The organism is Bacteroidota bacterium, assembly GCA_018698135.1.
Lineage (GTDB): Bacteria > Bacteroidota > Bacteroidia > CAILMK01 > JAAYUY01 > JABINZ01.
Genome location: JABINZ010000254.1, coordinates 1 through 19,573, shown reverse-complemented (window position 1 = coordinate 19,573; position 19,573 = coordinate 1). Strand labels below are relative to the sequence as shown.

The 19,573-nt window shown below is 33.6% G+C and carries 16 protein-coding genes; 10 read left to right on the top strand and 6 right to left on the bottom strand.

Annotated features, from left to right (window positions below; all coding sequences use genetic code 11):
• The 9 genes from HOG71_15855 to HOG71_15815 form a co-directional block, all read left to right on the top strand.
• On the top strand, window positions 1-166 hold a 166-nt coding region (locus HOG71_15855), incomplete at its 5' end, for a T9SS type A sorting domain-containing protein (protein MBT5992323.1).
• Between the two features lie 948 nt (window positions 167-1,114).
• A complete protein-coding gene (locus HOG71_15850) occupies window positions 1,115-1,798 on the top strand; it encodes a response regulator transcription factor (GenBank protein MBT5992322.1) in 684 nt (227 codons plus the stop codon).
• 29 nt (window positions 1,799-1,827) lie between these two features.
• Window positions 1,828-3,120 (top strand): HAMP domain-containing histidine kinase, encoded by a 1,293-nt coding sequence (locus HOG71_15845; protein MBT5992321.1) that lies wholly within the window; start codon window positions 1,828-1,830, stop codon window positions 3,118-3,120.
• 742 nt (window positions 3,121-3,862) lie between these two features.
• A complete protein-coding gene (locus HOG71_15840; GenBank protein MBT5992320.1) occupies window positions 3,863-4,330 on the top strand; it encodes a hypothetical protein in 468 nt (155 codons plus the stop codon).
• Between the two features lie 114 nt (window positions 4,331-4,444).
• On the top strand, window positions 4,445-5,122 hold the full coding sequence (locus tag HOG71_15835; GenBank protein MBT5992319.1) for a High molecular weight rubredoxin: 678 nt from the start codon (window positions 4,445-4,447) through the stop codon (window positions 5,120-5,122).
• 14 nt (window positions 5,123-5,136) lie between these two features.
• Window positions 5,137-5,715 carry a rubrerythrin family protein gene (locus HOG71_15830; protein MBT5992318.1) on the top strand — a complete coding sequence of 193 codons (579 nt, stop codon included), beginning with the start codon at window positions 5,137-5,139 and terminating at the stop codon, window positions 5,713-5,715.
• Between the two features lie 491 nt (window positions 5,716-6,206).
• Entirely contained in the window at window positions 6,207-7,715 is a 1,509-nt protein-coding gene (locus HOG71_15825) for a DUF4173 domain-containing protein (protein MBT5992317.1), read from the top strand.
• Between the two features lies 1 nt (window position 7,716).
• The gene (locus HOG71_15820) at window positions 7,717-8,406 is read left to right on the top strand and encodes a hypothetical protein (protein ID MBT5992316.1); all 690 of its coding nucleotides are present in this window, start codon (window positions 7,717-7,719) and stop codon (window positions 8,404-8,406) included.
• An 83-nt stretch (window positions 8,407-8,489) separates the two neighbouring features.
• Window positions 8,490-9,080: a hypothetical protein gene (locus HOG71_15815; protein ID MBT5992315.1), complete on the top strand. Its 591-nt coding sequence runs from the start codon at window positions 8,490-8,492 to the stop codon at window positions 9,078-9,080.
• A gap of 4 nt (window positions 9,081-9,084) precedes the next feature.
• On the opposite strand, the gene HOG71_15810 is transcribed toward HOG71_15815, so the two are convergent.
• The 5 genes from HOG71_15810 to HOG71_15790 all read right to left on the bottom strand — a co-directional run bounded on the left by HOG71_15810 (window position 9,085) and on the right by HOG71_15790 (window position 18,480).
• A complete protein-coding gene (locus HOG71_15810) occupies window positions 9,085-11,901 on the bottom strand; it encodes a PKD domain-containing protein (GenBank protein ID MBT5992314.1) in 2,817 nt (938 codons plus the stop codon).
• Window positions 11,902-11,990: 89 nt separating this feature from the next.
• On the bottom strand, window positions 11,991-14,234 hold the full coding sequence (locus HOG71_15805; protein ID MBT5992313.1) for a T9SS type A sorting domain-containing protein: 2,244 nt from the start codon (window positions 14,232-14,234) through the stop codon (window positions 11,991-11,993).
• Between the two features lie 129 nt (window positions 14,235-14,363).
• The gene (locus tag HOG71_15800; GenBank protein MBT5992312.1) at window positions 14,364-15,812 is read right to left on the bottom strand and encodes a TrkH family potassium uptake protein; all 1,449 of its coding nucleotides are present in this window, start codon (window positions 15,810-15,812) and stop codon (window positions 14,364-14,366) included.
• A gap of 35 nt (window positions 15,813-15,847) precedes the next feature.
• Entirely contained in the window at window positions 15,848-17,188 is a 1,341-nt protein-coding gene (gene trkA, locus HOG71_15795) for a Trk system potassium transporter TrkA (protein ID MBT5992311.1), read from the bottom strand.
• A 65-nt stretch (window positions 17,189-17,253) separates the two neighbouring features.
• Entirely contained in the window at window positions 17,254-18,480 is a 1,227-nt protein-coding gene (locus HOG71_15790; GenBank protein ID MBT5992310.1) for an MFS transporter, read from the bottom strand.
• A gap of 101 nt (window positions 18,481-18,581) precedes the next feature.
• On the opposite strand from HOG71_15790, the gene HOG71_15785 reads away from it, so the two are divergent.
• A complete protein-coding gene (locus HOG71_15785) occupies window positions 18,582-18,947 on the top strand; it encodes a DUF1801 domain-containing protein (protein MBT5992309.1) in 366 nt (121 codons plus the stop codon).
• Between the two features lie 349 nt (window positions 18,948-19,296).
• Here the strand turns inward: HOG71_15785 and HOG71_15780 are convergent.
• On the bottom strand, window positions 19,297-19,573 hold a 277-nt coding region (locus HOG71_15780), incomplete at its 5' end, for a hypothetical protein (GenBank protein MBT5992308.1).

Here is a 19,573-nt window from a genome sequence, read left to right as displayed (position 1 = left end):
TACTAATCATTCGATCCGTATTTTCAGTTTAAATGGAAAAGAAGTATACCAAACACAAACAACCGATTTTTATACTAAAATAGATTTGAACCTAGCGATTGGCTATTATGTTGTTCAGGTAGAAAATGATGATAATTCCTACTCAAAAAAGGTAATTATCTGGTAGAGAGTTAGCTTGAGACGACAGGCTGGCTGAAATTTAATTTCGGTCAGCCTTTTTTTTGTCTTGTTCGGTTTATGAATGATTGTTCGTTACTGCACTTATAATGTAGAAATTGCCACAGATTTTCAGATTTATGGGGTTTCTGTCCTGTAGGGACAAAATGATTGTATAAAAATTAAATGATAGCATGAAAAGTCCTGTAGGGACGAAATATAGATGATGTTTTCATCTGTTTATAATTGTTTTAAAAGGTCATATGCCAGCCTGACTTCTGGCAGGGAACTCGCATATAGTCATTTCCTTATGCCTGCACACCGAAGTGTTTCAGCACACAGGTGTGTGTGTAAACTTAAACTCATGCTCGTTTCATAATATGATTCGAATATCCGCTATTGTACCTATGATGTAGAAATTGCCACAGATTTTCAGATTTATGGGATTTCTGTCCTGTAGGGACAAAATGATTGTAGAAAAATTAAATGATAGCATGAAAAGTCCTGTAGGGACGAAATATAGATGATGTTTTAATCTGTTTATAATTGTTTTTTAGTTGTCAGATGGAATTCGCATTATAATCATTTCCTTGTTTGTGGAAATTTTTACTCATGCTCGTTTCATATGTCTATAATTATTTTAAAAGGTCATATGCCAGCCTGACTTCTAGCAGGGAACTCGCATATAGTCATTTCCTTGTTTGTGTAAACTTAAACTCATGCTCGTTTCATAATATGATTCGAATATCCGCTATTGTACCTATGATGTGAAAATTACCACAGATTAACTGATTTGTTATCAGTAAACTATTGAAATATCTGTAAATCTGTGGCTTAAAGATGAATGGTATTACAGCAAATATGTTTGTGGTATAATAAAGGTAAACGTTTATTTTTCAAAAATATATTTTAAGGATTATTTAATCGATAATTTTGCTTGTACGACATCTATTCGCTTATGAAAATTTTAATTATTGAAGACGAGGTAAATCTGGCAAATTCAATTGAGGAATACCTGGAAGAAGAGGGACATATCTGCGAACTTGCCTACGACTTTAAGCAAGCTAAAGAAAAGATAGATTCTCATGCATATGAAAGTATAGTGGTGGATATCAATTTACCCGATGGTAGTGGACTCGATTTAATCAGCTATATCAAAGAAAAAAATATTTCAAACGGAATCATTATTATTTCAGCAAGAAACTCTTTGGAAAACAGAATTGAAGGATTAGAAATAGGAGCTGATAGCTACTTAACCAAGCCATTCCATTTATCTGAGCTCAATGCCCAGCTTAAATCTATAAACCGAAGAATTAATTTTAGTGGAAATAATGAAATAATTTTTAATGAGATCAGGCTATTACCGGATGAGTTTAAAGTTTTTATCCATGAAAAGGAATTGATTTTAACAAGCAAAGAGTACGATCTTTTACAGTTTTTTATCGCCAACAAAAATAAAGTCATTACAAAAACAGGCCTTGCCGAACACCTTTGGGGCGATTATATGGATTCAGCCGATTCATTTGACTTCATTTATACCCACATTAAAAACCTTCGAAAAAAACTGATTTCTGCTTCCTGCTCCGATTATATTAAAACTGTTTATCGTGTAGGTTATAAATTTGAGGCTGAAAAAGTATAAACATTTCACGATCCGGGAAAAACAAATCAATGAAACTTTTAACCAAAACCAGCTTAAATTTCCTTTCTATCTCTCTGTTTGTTTTCTTGGTTGGAATTTTCCTTTTCTACTTTCTTTTACGCGTTCAGGTTAATAAAAATATCAATGTTGAGCTTGATAAAAGAAAAAATAATATCATTGAATCAATTACTTCTGCGCACATTGGGAACGCACTTCCTCCTAATCAGAATGAAAGGATAGAATTAACAAAAATTACAAATGCAAGCTATCCAGACCTTTACTTTAGCGACACGGTAATCTTCGATCACAATGTAAGCAAATTCACACCCTATCGGCAATTGGGTTTTATAGCCACTGTTGGTGATGAAAAATTCTATATTCAGATTTTCAAATCCTTAGAAGAAACTGACAATCTCATTATACGAATATTTTTGATAATGACTATTTTGGTTATTCTAGTCATTCTTACATTACTGATAATGAATAATTTCACATCCCGATTTGCATGGAAAGTATTTTATGATACGATTGAAAAACTTAGTAGTTATGATGTAACCAACAAAACAGAACTTGCACTCAAACATTCAGATGTAAAAGAATTTGAAGATTTAAATCTGGCTGTACAACGAATGACAAACAAAATAGAGAACGATTACATTAATTTAAAGGAATTCACCGAAAATGCTTCACATGAAATCCAGACTCCACTGGCTATTATTAATTCAAAAATGGAGGTTTTACTCCAATCTGGGGATTTAAGTGACAAACAATTAAAATCTGTAGCCGACACTTATGATGCCTCTAATCGATTATCGAGGCTCAACAAAGCACTTTTATTGTTAACCAAAATTGAAAACAGACAATTTCCCGAATCAACGAGCGTAAGCCCAGAACTTATTATAAACAAGCAGTTAGAACTATTGGAGGATTTAATTCAATCGAAAAATATTACAATTGAAATTCATAAAACTGAAGATTGCATTTTACTCATAAATCCCTACTTAGCAGATATTCTATTTTCAAATCTGATAAAAAATGCCATCAGACATAATATTAACAAAGGAAAACTAATTATTGATATATCAAAAGACAGCTTAATCATTTCGAATACGGGGATTAATCAAGAACTTCAGGAAGAAAAGCTTTTCAAACGTTTTTACAAATCATCTGAATCATCTGAATCTCTAGGCTTGGGCCTTTCTATTGTGCAAAAAATAGCAGAAGTTTACCATTATAGCATTTCATATCAATACAACCAATCGTTGCATTCGATAGGCGTACATTTTAATACAACAGGAAAAACTTCTTCTGCAAACAAGTGATTGTCCACTAAAAAAAAATAATTGAATATCCACTAATGCACCTATGATGTAAAAATTGCCACAGATTTCCAGATTTGTTTTTTGGAGGCTAGTGAAATTTCTGAGAATCTGTGGCCTTAATATGAATGATATTACAATAAATATGTCGGTGGTAAAATAAAGGATATACGTTAAAATCAAAGCATTATTAAAGTTTATTCATATAGAATTTAGTTTTATTGGTTTTCTGTCCTGTAGGGACAAAATGACTGTAGTACATCAAATGGCATCATGAAAAGTCCTGTAGGGACGCAATATATATGATGTTTTCTAATATGATTTGAATATCCACTATTGCACCTATGATGTAAAAATTGCCACAGATTTCCAGATTTGTTTTTTGGAGGCTAGTGAAATTTCTGAGAATCTGTGGCCTTAATATGAATGATAATACAATAAAAATGTAAGTGGTAGAATAAAGATTAAACATTAATTTTTTTTCAACTTCAGATTATCTTCAGAATGTTTGCTCTAAAATTGTAGGTGTTTAGAGTTATATAATTTGTTCGAGAATAATAGATTGAAGAACCTCCATCATTTTTTAATCTAGAAAAAATCAAGAATCAAGTCCTTTTTCATGTCTTAAGGCCTTGGTTCTTTTTTTTTATACAATAATCAATTCTATACTGAATAAAAGTTGACTAGTCAATACGATGGGAATAAGTATCTTTGTTTATGCATAACAAACCAAACAAAATCTAATATGACTTTATTGGATATTAATCCGATTAATTTATATCCCATCGTTAAACACATACATAGCGTTATTAGTGTAACTTTTTTGATAGCAGCAGTATGGCTAATTTATCGATCAATTAAAGGCATTACTAAATCAATTTCTTATTCTCAACTCGACAAAATTCTTTCGTACGTCTTTTTGGTCAACATGTATCTACAACTGATTTTCGGATTGATTTTATTTACAAATTTCGGATCTTTTCAGGGCTTTAATTATATTGGAACCGGCAATGAGGAATTAGTGGTTTCCAAACGATTATGGCCAATTGAACACATTGTTTTGATGATATTTGCTCTTTTTATTGCTAACCTTGGGTTGATATTTTCCAGCAAATCAGGCACTGACAGGGATAAACACAGCAAAATTTTGCTTTACTACAGCATTTCCATGCTCCTCATTATAGTGTCGCTTGGCGCTATCTATTTGCTATAAAACAATTACACTAAATATAAATACGAAGAATGTTTATCTTGGTAAAAAACATAAACTTTGTGTAGACTTTGTTACACTTACTGCAATGATTTATAAAATTATTAAATTTGTGAAATGATCAATTTTGAAGCACTTTTTAAAGTCAGTTATGGCTTATATATTATTTGTTCCGGAGATCAAAATAACGGGAATGGATACATTGCAAATACTTTTTTTCAACTTACCTCTGAACCAGCCAAATTCGCTACTTCCTGCAATAAGGATAATTATTCAAGTGCATTTATTGAGGAAAATAAACACTTTTCAGTTTCAGTATTACATCAGCAAACTGCTCCTGAATTATTTGGACGATTTGGTTACAAAAGTGGTCGGGATGGAGACAAATTTTCCGGCTTAGATATCAAGTATGGAATAACCAACACCCCCATTGTTTTAAATGATTCGGTGGCCTACTTTGAGTTTAAATTGGTCGATAAAATAGATGTAGGCACACATTGGCTTTTCATCGGTGAACTTGTTGATGCACAAATTATCAAGAGCGATTTTGAACCAATTACCTATGAATATTATCGGAGCATTAAAAAAGGAATTGCTCCCAAAAATGCACCCACCTATATCGATAAATCAAAACTTGAAAAAAAGGTTCCATCAGGTGACAATAAAAAATTTAAATGCGTGGTCTGCAATCATATTTATGATGAAGGCAAAGAAAAAGTTAAATTCAACGATTTGGATAAACATTATGAATGTCCAATTTGCGGAGCAGAAAAAGAAGATTTTATAGAAATTTGAAAAAAATATCAAATATGACAAACACAATTAAAGGAAGTAGAACAGAGCAAAATTTACTCAAAGCATTTGCCGGAGAATCACAAGCAAGAAACCGATATGAATTCTTTGCAAAAGTGGCAAAAAAAGAAGGATACGAACAAATTGCTGCTATTTTCATGGAAACAGCAGCACAGGAAAAAGAACACGCCAAACGATTCTTTAAATTTTTGGAAGGAGGAATGGTCGAAATAACAGCTATGTTTCCTGCAGGAATAATTGGAACAACTACTGAAAACCTGAAAGCAGCAGCTGAAGGTGAAAACGAAGAATGGACCGATTTGTATCCAGCTTTTGCAGCAATTGCCAAAGAAGAAGGTTTTAAGGAGGTAGCTGCCGCTTTTAAAATGATTGCAAAAGTAGAAGCTGAGCATGAAAAAAGATACCTGAAACTTCTTCAAAATATTTCGGAAGACCGTGTATTTATGAAGGAAGGAAAAGTCTGGTGGAAGTGCATAAATTGTGGTTATATATATGAATCTGAAAAAGCTTTAGAAAATTGTCCAGCCTGCCTTCATCCAAAAGCCTATATGCAAGTTAAGGAAGATAATTATTAACACAGCTTTACCCCTTTCCCCTGTTTTGAAAGCTTAAATAATCTATTACCTTTCTTGAAAATGTGCTATTGTACCTAATGATGTGAAAATTGCCACAAATTTACAGATACGTTTTTTGAAGTCCAGTGAAATTTCTGTGAATTGGTAGCCTAAATATGATGGGTATTACGATTAATTCGTCAGTGGTTTAATACAGGATAAACGTTTTATTGTTTATTCATATAGATTTTAGTTTTATTGGTTTTCTGTCCTGTAGGGACGAAGTATGGATGATGTCTGTATTAAATAATTTTCCAAATAACTAAACGATATAATTTTATATCACCCCAAACGGGGTTTAGTTCGTGTTCCTTTGAAATTATAAAACTATTTAATCCCTACGGGATATTATTGATACAAAAAAAGCTTAAGGAACAGAATCGTTTATTTTAGGTTGAGAATAATTTTCATACTTAAATTGCGTTTAGTTCATATTCATCTATATCAGGTCTATGATTAATAAAAAACCATTACTTCAAGTTCTTATTGCTGCAATAATAATAACCACCCTCTTTCATAAACAAGCATTAGGGCTCAATCTACTTGTTTTCGAAATCATTTTCATTGTATGGTTGCTCATTACTAAACAATTTAAATCCTCAAGCTTTAGTCAAATTATTTGCGGACTGAGCCTGATAACCAGTTTGATTTTCTCAGTCATTTGCTATTCGGTCTTTGGCTATATCATTCATTTTATCTCCCTTATCCTTTTTATTGGCAGTTTAATATACCCAGAAGTAAAATCATTAATACATGCTTTTGTGCTAGGCCTAAATTCATTGCTACATGCTCAAATTCAATTTTTTGAGAAATTAGGAGGACAAGAAAAAAAAGGCACAAAACCACTTCGTATCTTCAGAAATTTGAGCATTTTTCTGGTGCCTATTGTGCTTATAATTGTTTTCATTTTTATTTATAAGGCCAGCAATCCTGTTTTTGAAAAAATGATTACCAAAGTAGGTGAAGCTATTTCAGATGCCTGGATTTATGTGTTTCAAGACTTCGATTTTTTAATTCTATTGACATTTCTGATAGGATTATTAATCAGTAGTTTTCTCCTTATCAGAATCAAAAATAAATGGATAGCTGAAAAAGATAAAAACAGCAGCGATAAGTTGCTAAGAACCAGAACAAAGAAGGTCATTCACTTTCGTATGAATGCCTTGAAAAATGAATACAAAGCTGCCATCTTTTTATTATTTGCATTAAACATTTTAATTCTATTGCTCAATTGCATGGATGTTTATTGGGTGTGGCTAAATTTTGAGTATGAAGGACAATATTTAAAACAATTTGTTCACGAAGGCACCTATTTGCTCATATTATCTATCATAATTTCCATGGGAATTGTTCTATTCTTCTTCCGAGCCAATTTGAATTTTTACTCCCGAAATAAGTTCCTCACCTACTTGAGTTACATTTGGTTAGCACAAAATGCTTTTCTTGTAATTTCTGTTGCCATTCGCAACTTTATTTATATTAGTCATTTTGCTTTAGCTTATAAACGCATTGGCGTTTTTATATTCCTGATTCTCACACTTTTTGGTTTGCTTACCGTAATCCTTAAAGTAAAAAAGAAAAAATCTACTTTTTATTTATTCCGAACCAATTCGCTGGCATTGCTAATCATTTTGCTTATTAGTTCCAGTATTAACTGGGATGTCATAATTGCTAAATACAATTTCAAAAAGTCCACTGAAAGTTTTCTTCATCTTGATTACATGGCCACACTTTCCGATAAAGCACTGCCCTATTTGGATAAAACATTGGAAGAATTGAATCAGCTAAATATGATTCAAAAAGAAAAGTATAATTTTAGGGCTCGTTATATGACACCTGAAGAATATGTTGCTGCTATTGAAAAAAGGCAAACTGAATTCATTACAAAATGGGGAAATAAGTCAATCTTATCATGGAATTTAGCTGAATATTTGGCTTATAAAAAATTGAAAACAGAATGAAATGAACACATGTATATTAAGCCCTACTCCTTCCCTATCTGATAGTATTGCATTTTATGAGAAACTTGATTTTGAAGTTCTGTCAACTAATAATCCAACAATAGTTTCAGATGGCACAGTGGTCATAGAAATTAATACTGACCGATATGCCCGGGCAGGTGTAAAGCTATTTAGCCCCGATTGGAAAGAGATGGTTTTAGAGCTGGAAAAGATAACTAAAGTTATTAAAATTACAGATGGATTTGCACTTGCCGATCCCAGTGGATGTTGGATATATTTAATCGAAAGCCAGTCAATTATTGATATGGATCTAGCTCAAATTAAACCATCTGCACTTGGAAACTCAGCTGGCTTGAGTTTGGAAACTATGGATATGGAATTATCCTTTGAAATTTGGCAAAAACTTGGATTCTCAACCAGCATGGGATCACTGGGTGAAGGATGGATAAGCTTGAAAAATACAGATAATTTAACCATTAGTTTGATGCGTCCTTTGGCTTGTCCTCATTTATTTTTCAATCCTTCATTAACCTATTTTAATGGAGAGAAAAACATGGAGATAATCGATCATATCAGGAAAATCAAAATCCCCATAACCGAAGAAATCACCTATTTCAATAAAGAAAATATTGCAGACAATATCATCATCCGAGACCCTGGTGGGCTAGGGTTCTTTCTGTTTAATGATTAAGGAACACATGCATCATTAACATGCTAATAAATCCGATATGATCTAAATTTTATTGTACATTTGAAATTGATTAATCCAATAGCATGACTGAAACAACATCAATCCAATTGTTAGAGAATTTTGCGAACAAAAAAGGAATTAAACACTATTCCAGTTCAAAAAGAAAAGATCATCTACTAGTTACAGGAGATCGATTTTTAGCAACAAAATATGTAGTCTTTGATTTCAATGAAGTAAAAAAAGATCTTTATTTTATTTTTTACGATTCCTTTTCTCCAAAAGCATATACGAGTAAATCATATTGCGGTTTTTTCTTAAAAATAGCAGATTGTAAGCATGAAATAAAAATAATCAAACGTGATTGGTTTGATATGTTCAGCATTAAAAAAAGATATAAAACGGGTTTCGATTCCATCGACAAAAAAGTTTCCATATTCACCAATAGCAAAGAAACTAACCCAACTTTCGTTAATTCAAAAACGATTACCGAATTTTTACAAGTAGCCAAAACAGTCATGCCACTTGAGTTAATCACAATCCATAATTCTCAGAGTGTGATTCCTGAATTAGTGGGAAATGATTTTGTTGCCATTCAAACCAACAAATGGATATTAAACCTGAAAGAACTTGACGCCTTTTTGACAAAAGGAGCTGAATTCATGAAGAAATTATAATTTCTTAGTATTTCAGAATCCGCTTGTAGCTTTTCTCTTGCTTTTCCTTGTTTAAAACCTGTACAATATACATTCCTGAAGGAATTTCCGACAAATCAAGATATTGCAAAGAGTTTTGATTCAATATTTTTCTAAAGTTAACCTTTCCCAACATATCCGTCAGAATAACTTCAAAACCATCGATATTTATCTCGCTTGATTCTAACATCAAATAGTTTGAAAAAGGATTTGGATATAACTTGATTCCAAATTCTTTGATTTCGTTAACTGAAGATTGAACAAATATGCTTTTACACTCCTTATCAATTCCTCCGCAAACATCTTTTACACTCATACAAACCACATAGGTTCCTTGCTGAGTATAGGTGTGAGAAGGGTTATTCTCATCCAAAGTATATGCTCCATCACCAAAATCCCAATGAACAGATTTTATTTGAAGGTTTTTTAAACTAAAGTCAACCTTTCGTTCATCAATATCATAATCAAACTCAGCATCTAAAATACCGCTATGCACATTGATTGTTATATAGGCTGTATAGGAAACAATTCCCTTGGTTACCTTGCAACTATAGGTGAAAGCAGAATCAACTGTAACGCTCGCACTGGTCTCACCTGTATTCCATTCATATTTATCAAAGCCTGCTCCTGCATGTAATGTAATGCTATCGCCCGGACAAATGGTTAACTCTTTGTTAGCAGTAATAACTGTAAAAAGTGAGTGGTTCGTATTAAAAAGTGTCAATCCTCCGCGTTTACCTCCACAAATAATATCTGGAAACTGATCTCCATCAAGCTTGGCAATTGCCGGACTAACATTGTGACCTACCGACCTTATCAGCGGTTGTTTGGATTCTGAGTCAAGTAAAATGGAATCCTTTAACTCAAATGTAGCTGTCAGATCATTACTTATATCAGGATAAAAATATAATTTACCCCCGGTATATTGATAAAACAATTCAAAAACCTGTGCACCCAGAATTAAATCGATGGCTCCGTTGCTGTCAATATCACCTAAAACAGGACTTAAAAATACTTCAGAAGAAGGAAAATCAATATTGCCCAGTTTAGAAGAAGTTAGTGTAAAAACAGGATTGGATGTAGTACCTGTATTTTGGTAATAGTATATTACTCCTCTTTTTTCACCTATTATCATATCAACAAGGCTATCGTTATTTAAATCAGCAAAAGCAGGTGCACTGTAATCACCTACATCAATAGACTGATAATCGATGGTTTGTAATTGAAAACTTGCAACCTGACCACTTGCTGCTTTATTTTCAAAATACATAAGTTTGCCATTGATTCTACCAAAAAATAAATCCTGATCTCCATCTGAATCAACATCAGCAAAAGCAGGTTTAAGGCCTCGATATTTATAGGTTGACAAGCTTAAATAATCATTATTAATCATTTTAAAAATGGCATTATCACCATTTCCAATGTTCTCAAATAAATACAACTGATCAGCCTGATAATATGTTTGATGAAAGTCGCCTTTACTGATAACAAACAAATCCTGATCGCCATCATGGTCATAATCACAAAAAGCAGGAGAAGTAGCTCCTCCCAAATCAATCATTTCATGTTGCAAAAAATTATTGCTTTCATATTTCAAATCAAGATTATTATTGCTTCCCTTGTTCAGATACAGCCAAATTTGATTTAAGCTTTTGAACGTATCAATTTCATCCATATCATAAGGTGCAAATACCATATCTTTCACTCCATCCAAATCAATATCAATATAATACGATGCTGGCATTTGTGGAATATCGACCTCTTTTGAGCTTAATGGAAAATGCAAATTGTTACTAATAATTTTATTGAAAGCCAAATTACTATCGGATTTTCCATTTTCAAGCATCAAAATACCTGAATAACCGATATCGCCTACTAGAAGATCTATATCATCATCATCATCCATGTCTTCAGCAAGAATGGTGGATCCAATGTGTCGCTTTGGTGTCCTATAATTCGACTCTTTTATTCTGTCTGGTTTCAATCCAATATCAGGATTACAAATTGAATCAATATCCCAAATCGCTTTTAGAGAATCATAATTCTGCTTATAATAACGATAACCCCAATTATACTTTTGGTTCAGGGTAACCTCGTTGGTGTTGTCACTTTCGTAAAATTCTCCCCAATAATGGTCAATGCTTGTAAAAAGTAATGCGTTGGCATTTCCACATAATTCCACCGACATATTGTTGTACAGTTTCAACCACGAACCTCCTAACTCATCAAAAATCAACATATCCAAATCACCGTCCTCATCCATATCAATAATGGCAGGCATATCTACCTGAAAGAGAGGCAAATTGTAAGAAAACTGATAATTTCCCCAGTCATAAGTAATCAATTGCTCGCTAGCCATTTCAAACCTGATTCCATCTATTTGATTGCTGGTATTCTTATAAACAGATATTCCAGCACCCGATACATTTGAATAGGTGAACAAATCGTTTTTACCATCATTATCATAATCTTTAAAAACGAGGAAACTAACCAAAGAATCGGGGAAAAATCTTTCAAATTCAGGACGATAGGTATATTTCATATTGCCCTCGTTAATAAAGGTCAATATTCTATTATCCACTTTATCGAGAATAACTAAATCAGCTTTATTATCACTATTTAAATGAAAACTGGCAAAAACTGGAAATTTCAATCCACCTCCAAAAGGATTAACAAATAATGCATTATTGCTATCGTAAACCTCAATAATATTGCTTTGATAGTATTTTGGGAATTGTTGACTAATAACAATTAATGGAGTAGTTGCTATTATAATAAGAAATAGAAGTTTCCTGAACATCATAGAACCAATTTTTAAAATTTGAATTTAACGCTTATAAGCTGTTTATTACTTTTATCATTAGTGTTTTTCAGCAAGGAAATGTAACCTTGTTAATCAATTTTTATTATTTTCTGCCGATAAACGGTTTCATTCTGTTTATTAATTATACTCAGTATATAAAAACCTTTTTTCATGTCAGGCAATTGCATGCTATAATAATCGCTTACGGAAATGCTTTCCTGATGAATTATTTTCCCATTGACATCTTTTATATCTATCGCATAATCTGTATTCATCCCTATAAAGCGGATATTAATAAAGCTGGTAAAGGGATTGGGATAAACATCAACATGGAAATCTTGGGTCGATTTTTTTGTTTCGGCTAATGATATATTTACCGAGTCGTATTGAGTTGAATAATAGAGTAATCCACCCCTATCGCTGCCAATTATTAAATCGATATTCTTCGTATCAAATAAATCAGCAAAAGCAACAGAAAGTCGATGCCCAATAAGCGTATTTACTGAGCGACCATTTACTGAATCTCGAATTGATAAAGACTGAAGATGAAAGCTATCGTTCAAATGATCCTGAAAGTCGGCCACATAATAAATGTTTTGATCTCGAGTGGAAATAATCAAATCGTCTTTTTGGTTGTTGTTTAAATCGTAAACAGCAGGTGATGAATATTGGCGCAAGAATAAATCAAAATTTACTTGACCAAAAGTATCTTGCTCAAGAGCAAATATTGGATTTGATAAAGTTCCCTTGTTTCGATAATATTTCAAACTAGCGTATTGTTCTCCTATAATTAAATCGTTTAATAAATCGCCATTTACATCAAATATACAAGGGGAACTAAATTCGCCTACATCTATGTTTTGATAGGAGTTTGTGACCCAGCTAAAGCTTGCAATTTGCCCGCTTAGTGCTGTGTTTTTAAAATAAATGAGTTTCCCATCTGCTTTTCCAAGCAATAAATCCAGATCTCCATCTCCATCTAAATCCCCAAATGCGGCTTTTATTCCACGCAAATTAAGAGTAGACAAATGCAGATAATCCTTATCCTCTAAATGAAACTCAGGATTCGATTTTGTTCCTTTATTCTTGTACAGAACTAATCGATCATGTTGATAGTAGCTTTGGTCAAAGTCTCCAATAGTGCTGACAAATAGATCTAAATCACCATCCTGATCATAATCAAAAAATGATGGTGAAGTTCGACCTCCCAAATCAATCATATCCTTCTGTAAAAAATCATTCATTTTGAATTTAAAATCGGGTTTATTATTCTGCCCATCATTGCGATAAAGCCAAATTTGATTAAGAGACTGAAAGGTATCAATCGTCTCCATCCCTTGTGGACTCATGATTAAATCCTTTTGGCCATCGCTATTTACATCCAGGAAAAAACCAGCTGGCATATTCTTAATAAAAACGGAGCTATCATCAGAAGGAAAATGATTATCTATTGAAATCATACTATCTAGTGGCCATGAAAAATCATTTTTACCATTGATTAATGCATAATACGCTGGATAACTCACATCGCCCAATAACAAATCCCAATCATTATCTGCATCCAAATCTATGACCAAGCTAGTAGAACCTGCATGACGTTTTGGATTGGATCGGACAGCGCCACAACTGGAACCAAGTGTAATATTATTTGTTAGCTCATCTTCCTTAAATTTACCCCAGCAGGCATCTGCATATTCATAGTAAAAACTGTCAGGAATACCATACAGCTCCATGGATAAATTCTCATAATACTCTAAATGTTGACCGATAACCCCGAATGTCAAAATATCCAAATCACCATCTCCATCCATATCTTCTATGGCGGGTATGTCGATACTATTTACGTACAATAAGGACCAAAAAGTATTAAAATAAAGTGCTTGCAGCTTATCTGATACTTTTTCAAATTGCAAGTTAAATTTTGTTGAAACGTTTTTATAAACCTCGAGTCCGGAGTTATTATCCTTAGCGAAAGCAAAAATATCAGGTAGCCCATCTCCATTATAATCGCGCAAATACATATAGCGCTTTAATGCAGGGAAAAACTGTTCATATTGTGGGCGATATTGATAATTAAAACTATCTGTATAAATGAAGGTGAGAATACGATTATCCACTCTATCCAATAAGATTAAATCACCTTTCCCATCAAAATTTAAATCCATACTGGAAAATACAGGAAATTTGAGTCCACCTCCCCATGCATTTTTATAGGATTCATAATGCTCATCAAAAATTGGCAACAAGGCACTTTGATAAAAAGAGGGGAAATTTTGCCCATTTGTTATCAGCATGGCAAAACAGAAACTGATTGATAATAAAATTTTTCTCATCGATAAAAGATGCTTCATAAAGCAAGCCATAATAACATTAGCGCATTCATTCACCTTTAGCTCATTAAATAAGTAATAAAACCATTAAGATTTAAAGATTTGTGTTTGCTTTTCAAAGATAGGAAGGAATTACTTCTTCCAGAAAGCCTTTGTAAACAGTATGATTACCGTAAAAAGCTCCAAACGACCAACCAACATTAGGAAAGACAAAAACCATTTGCCAAATTCGGGTATTTGCGCATAATTACCAGTCGGACCAACTTGTCCAATTCCAGGGCCTATATTACCAAGTGTAGCAGCAACAGACCCAATTGCACTATTGAAGTCCAATCCTAAAGCAATCATCAACAAAGTCGAAAAGATGAAAATCATGATATAAATATAAAAGAAAGCCAGAATATTCGACATAATATCGGGTGATACGACTTTTCCATTATACCTCACCGGAATAATAGCACGTGGATGAATAATCCGCCTGAACTCAGTAATCGTATTTTTAAACAACAATAAATGCCTGCCCACTTTCATTGCACCACCAGTCGATCCTGCACAGCCACCAACAAACAAAAGAGCAAGGATAAATATCTTTATAAACAAATTCCATTGATCATAATCCGCTGTAATAAATCCCGTTGTCGTTACAATTGAAACAACTTGAAAGAGTCCATCTCTGAATGCAAGTGAAGGTTTAAATCCCATTACAAGTACGAGAACAAGCGCTATGACAACCGCTGCTATGATTAACCCAATGGAATAAACTTTAAACTCTTCATTGGCAATCACCTTTTTAAATTCACCTTTTAATGTAAAATAGGCTAGAGTGAAATTGGTACCCGCAATAAACATAAAAAGGATGATTATATAATGGATGTAGGAAGAATCGTAAAACGCAATGCTGGCATTTTTAGTTGAATATCCTCCTGTAGCCATGGTTGAAAATGAATGGCAAATGGCATCAAACAAAGGCATTTCGCCTGCATACAGCAAAATAATTTCAGCAACTGTAAACAATACATAAATTGCCCACAATCGTTTGGCTGTTTCCTTAATGCGTGGGTGCAATTTATCAGGTGCAAAACCCGGCACTTCAGCAACAAATAACTGCATACCTCCAATGCCCAAATAGGGTATTATTGCAATGGTCATAACAATAATTCCCATTCCTCCTATCCATTGAGTCATGCTTCTCCAATACAACAAACCAGGACTCATTCCTTCGATATTGGTTAATATGGAAGCACCTGTAGTTGTAAAACCCGACATGGTTTCAAAAAAAGCATCTGTTATTCTTGGGATTTCTCCAGAAAGAATATAGGGAAGCATACCAAAAAAAGATATCACAAGCCATCCGCTAGCCACAATAAAATAACCTTCTTTCTTACCCGGAACATGATCTGATTTCCGTGTCAGAATATGCAAGAGAAAACCGGATACTAAACAAATGGCTGATGAAATCAGTATAGCATTTAAATCCGGTGAATGATAGTAAAAAGAAACAATAGCACTGGTTAACATGAGCAAGCCCGTTAACACGATCAAACGACCAAGGATATTTAGTATGAGTTTAAAATTCAACATGCATTCAGCTGTTTCGCAATTACAAACATACAGGATTAGTGAAAAAAGCGTTCAATTTGATTTATCAGAGCTGGTAAAGCAAAAACGACCACATGATCATCAACTTCTACCTGTGTATCTCCTGTCACAATAAAACTTTCGTTTTCCCTAACTAACCCTCCAATGATAACCCCTTTAGGGAAATGTAGATTCTTGATTTTTTTCTTGGTAATTCTTGAATTAGGTTTTGCAATCAACTCAAAAACATCTGCTTCAACCCCATTCAAACATTTGGAGGAGGTGATTTCAGCATCCAGTGTAAACTGGTGAATATAACTGGCGGCTATCAGTTTTTTATTAATGATGGTATCAACCCCAATATTCTGGGAAAGCTCGATGAATTCGATATCTTCAATGAGTGCAATGGTTCTCTTAACGCCATTCCTTTTGGCTAGCAAGCAGGAAAAAATATTGAGTTCTGTATTATCTGTTACTGCTATAAAAGCATCCATTCTGCTTAATCCCTCATCTTTGAGCATTTCAATATCAGTTCCATCAGCATTAATGACAAGCGTGTTTTTAAGTTCAGAGGCTAATTCTTCGCATACCTCCATTGTTTTATCAATTAACTTGATATTGAACCTATCCTCTAATTCTATAGCAGTCCGTTTACCAATTTTGGTTCCACCTACTATCATGATATTACTGATACTAAATGGCTTTACACCACTTATTTCCATGAGACGGTGAATTTTTTCTTTTTTGGTAATAACATAAACCTGATCTCCAGGAAGAAACACATCTGTGCCAGTAGGCATAATGGTTTGTGCTCCACGTTTAATGGCAACAGCTCTAAAATCAAGTGATTTCTCCTGCTCAATTATCTCATGCAAAGTCTTGTGCAATACCAAGGCATTCTCATCAATTCGTAATTGCAATAATGAAAGTTTGCCCTGAGAAAAATCAAAAGTTTCGGTAGCTCCTGTTTGCTTTAATAGAGCTACTATTTCCAATGCAGCTATTCGCTCCGGATAAATCATGGTATCCACGCCAATATTTCTATAAACTTCCTGTTCAGAGGGAATCAGGTACTCAGCATCATCAATTCGGGCAATGGTGGTTTTTGCACCTAGTTTTTTTCCTAAAATACAGGTAAGGAAATTAACATCATAATCACTTGTAACGGCAATCAGTAAATCAGCTTTGTTAACTTCTGCCTGATCTAATATGCTGATTAATGAGGAGGAGCCTTTAACAGTCATCAAATCAATATGCGATTCAGCTATTCTGAGTCTTTCCTTATCCTTGTCGATAATGGTCACATTATGATCGTTATCAACCAGCATTTTTGCCAGATAAATTCCTACGGCACCTGCACCTGCAATTACAACATTCATGATCAATTCAATTTCATATTAGCTTGGCAAATTTATTCATTTAAACCTATTAACAATAGAATATTTTATTTTCCAAATTTTTTGATTGTGATAAATATAATCCATGCCAGTAACATAATTGCTGAGGCTAAAATGATTGGTAGATTCAAATTGATTACAATAATAAAACCCGCAATTAAAGGAGGTATGGCATAGGCAAGCGATTGAAATGACTGATTGATTCCCATCATTTTTCCCTGCAAGTCAGCCGGACTTTTATCCGAGATTAAACTGAGCAGATTGGGCTGCGATAAGCCATGAAAAATAGAAACAAGAGGCAATAAAAACAGAAACCACGAACTATTATCAGGCAAAATCAATAAGTATATGAATATTGCGAGCAGAAATAATGACAGATAAAGCACCTTGTGTGGCTTTACAAACTTTGATAATCCTGCAGTAATAAATCCCTGACTTATAACGATCCAAACACCAATATAGGCGAATATGTTTCCAATATTACGCTGATTAAAATCAAACTTACTAATCAGGTACACATCAAAAAACTGGGTATAGAAATTAAAAGCTAGTATAAAAAGGAATGATACCAACAATAATCTTCTGATTCCTTTCATTTGAAATACTGCAAAAACATCACCCATCCCTTTAAAAAGTTTCAATTTCCCTTTTACTTTTTGCTTATTTGTTTCCGGAAAATAGAATAAAATCAGAAGGGCATTAATCAATACCAAAATGGCTCCAATAAAGAAAGGAGTTGCATAATTGAACCAGTTTAGAATCGTTGGATCGGATGTGATTCCTCCAACAAAGGGCCCAGCAATAAAACCAAGTCCAAAGGCCATACCTATAAATCCAAATCGCTTGGGTTTGTCTTTGCTTTCGCTGATATCACCAATAGAAGAATAAATCACGGACACATTTCCCCCGGTAAGACCATCGATAATCCGTCCAGCAAAAATCAAAGGAATATTCTGATAAATGATACCATAAATAATCAGGCAATAACCAATGATAGTTCCTTGCAATGAAAATAACAATACAGGCCTGCGACCAATACGGTCGGATATGGATCCTAAAATAGGCGCCCCAATAAACTGGAAGATTGGATATGATGCTTTCAATAATCCGATAAGAATCATCGACTGACTCAGACTTAATCCTTTTCCCAAAACAGAATCAATGGGTTCCAGGAAAAGCATGGCCAAAACCGGAAAAACCACCGACAAACCAAATGCATTTAAAAATACAGTAAAGAAAATAATGGTCAATATGGGTGTGTTTTTTTTCAGCATTCAAGCATCATTCGAACTTCAAATGTAATATTAATTCCAGCTCTTTTTTCGGAAGTAATCAATAGAACTCCGTATATTTATAAATTGAAAATACAGAATTTATGAATGCACTGGAATACATATTGAACCAACCTTTAGATAGAGGTGAAATTCTTCACAGGTTAAGATCAGAATTATTTGCAGTTTTTCCTGACCTGACCGAAAGCATGAAGTACAATATGCCAACTTATGGTTTAAATGGGAAAGTTCTTTTTGCCATGGCCAGTAAGAAAAACTATCTGTCTTTTTACGTCATGTACAATGATTTAATGGAAATTAAGTTCAAAGAACAAATTCAAAAATATAAACCCGGAAAATCCTGTTTACGATTTACAAAACTGAACGATAATGATATGGCGTTTTTCAAGGAACTGATTCTCTATTGTGGAACATATTATAAAGAGAGCAGGTATTATAAGGATAAGTAGTTTCAATCTCTTTTTATCTTTCAGTTTTTTTCTGCTGACACGCAACTTTCAACTTTCAAACCTTCAACTTTCCAACTACTTGATATAAACTTTTCTTCCCATCTGAGTCAATCTTTGATGACTCAGTTGCATCTACACACTTTACAATTCACCAAGTCCTTTGCATTGACTCAGTGAGGGGAAATCGGAGGTTGTTCTTTTTCTGCTTGGTTTTAATCTATACAGATATCGTGATTTAATTGTTGTTCTTTTGTCTTCTTACTTCCCAAACTTACGGCTAGCACAACCTTTAACTTTCCAACCTTCCAGCCTGCCGGCTGGCAGGTAACTTTCAACTTTCAACTCCAAACTACTTGATATAAACTTTCTGTGTGTTTACTGAACCACTGTTAACTACGGCTACGATGAAATAACCTGAAGCAGATACTGTTAAATCAACTTGTCCTTCGCTTGTTGCGTTGGCCACTTCCTCTCCTCTTAAGTTGTAAACCTTAACTTCACCTTTGAAATTCTCAACTTTAACAATATTGTTTACTGTATAAATGTTAACTGAATTTTCTTCTTCATTCATTCCAACTGTACTGTTGTTTGTATTTTCTGTGTTTGTGTTAAAGCTTGTTCCTTTT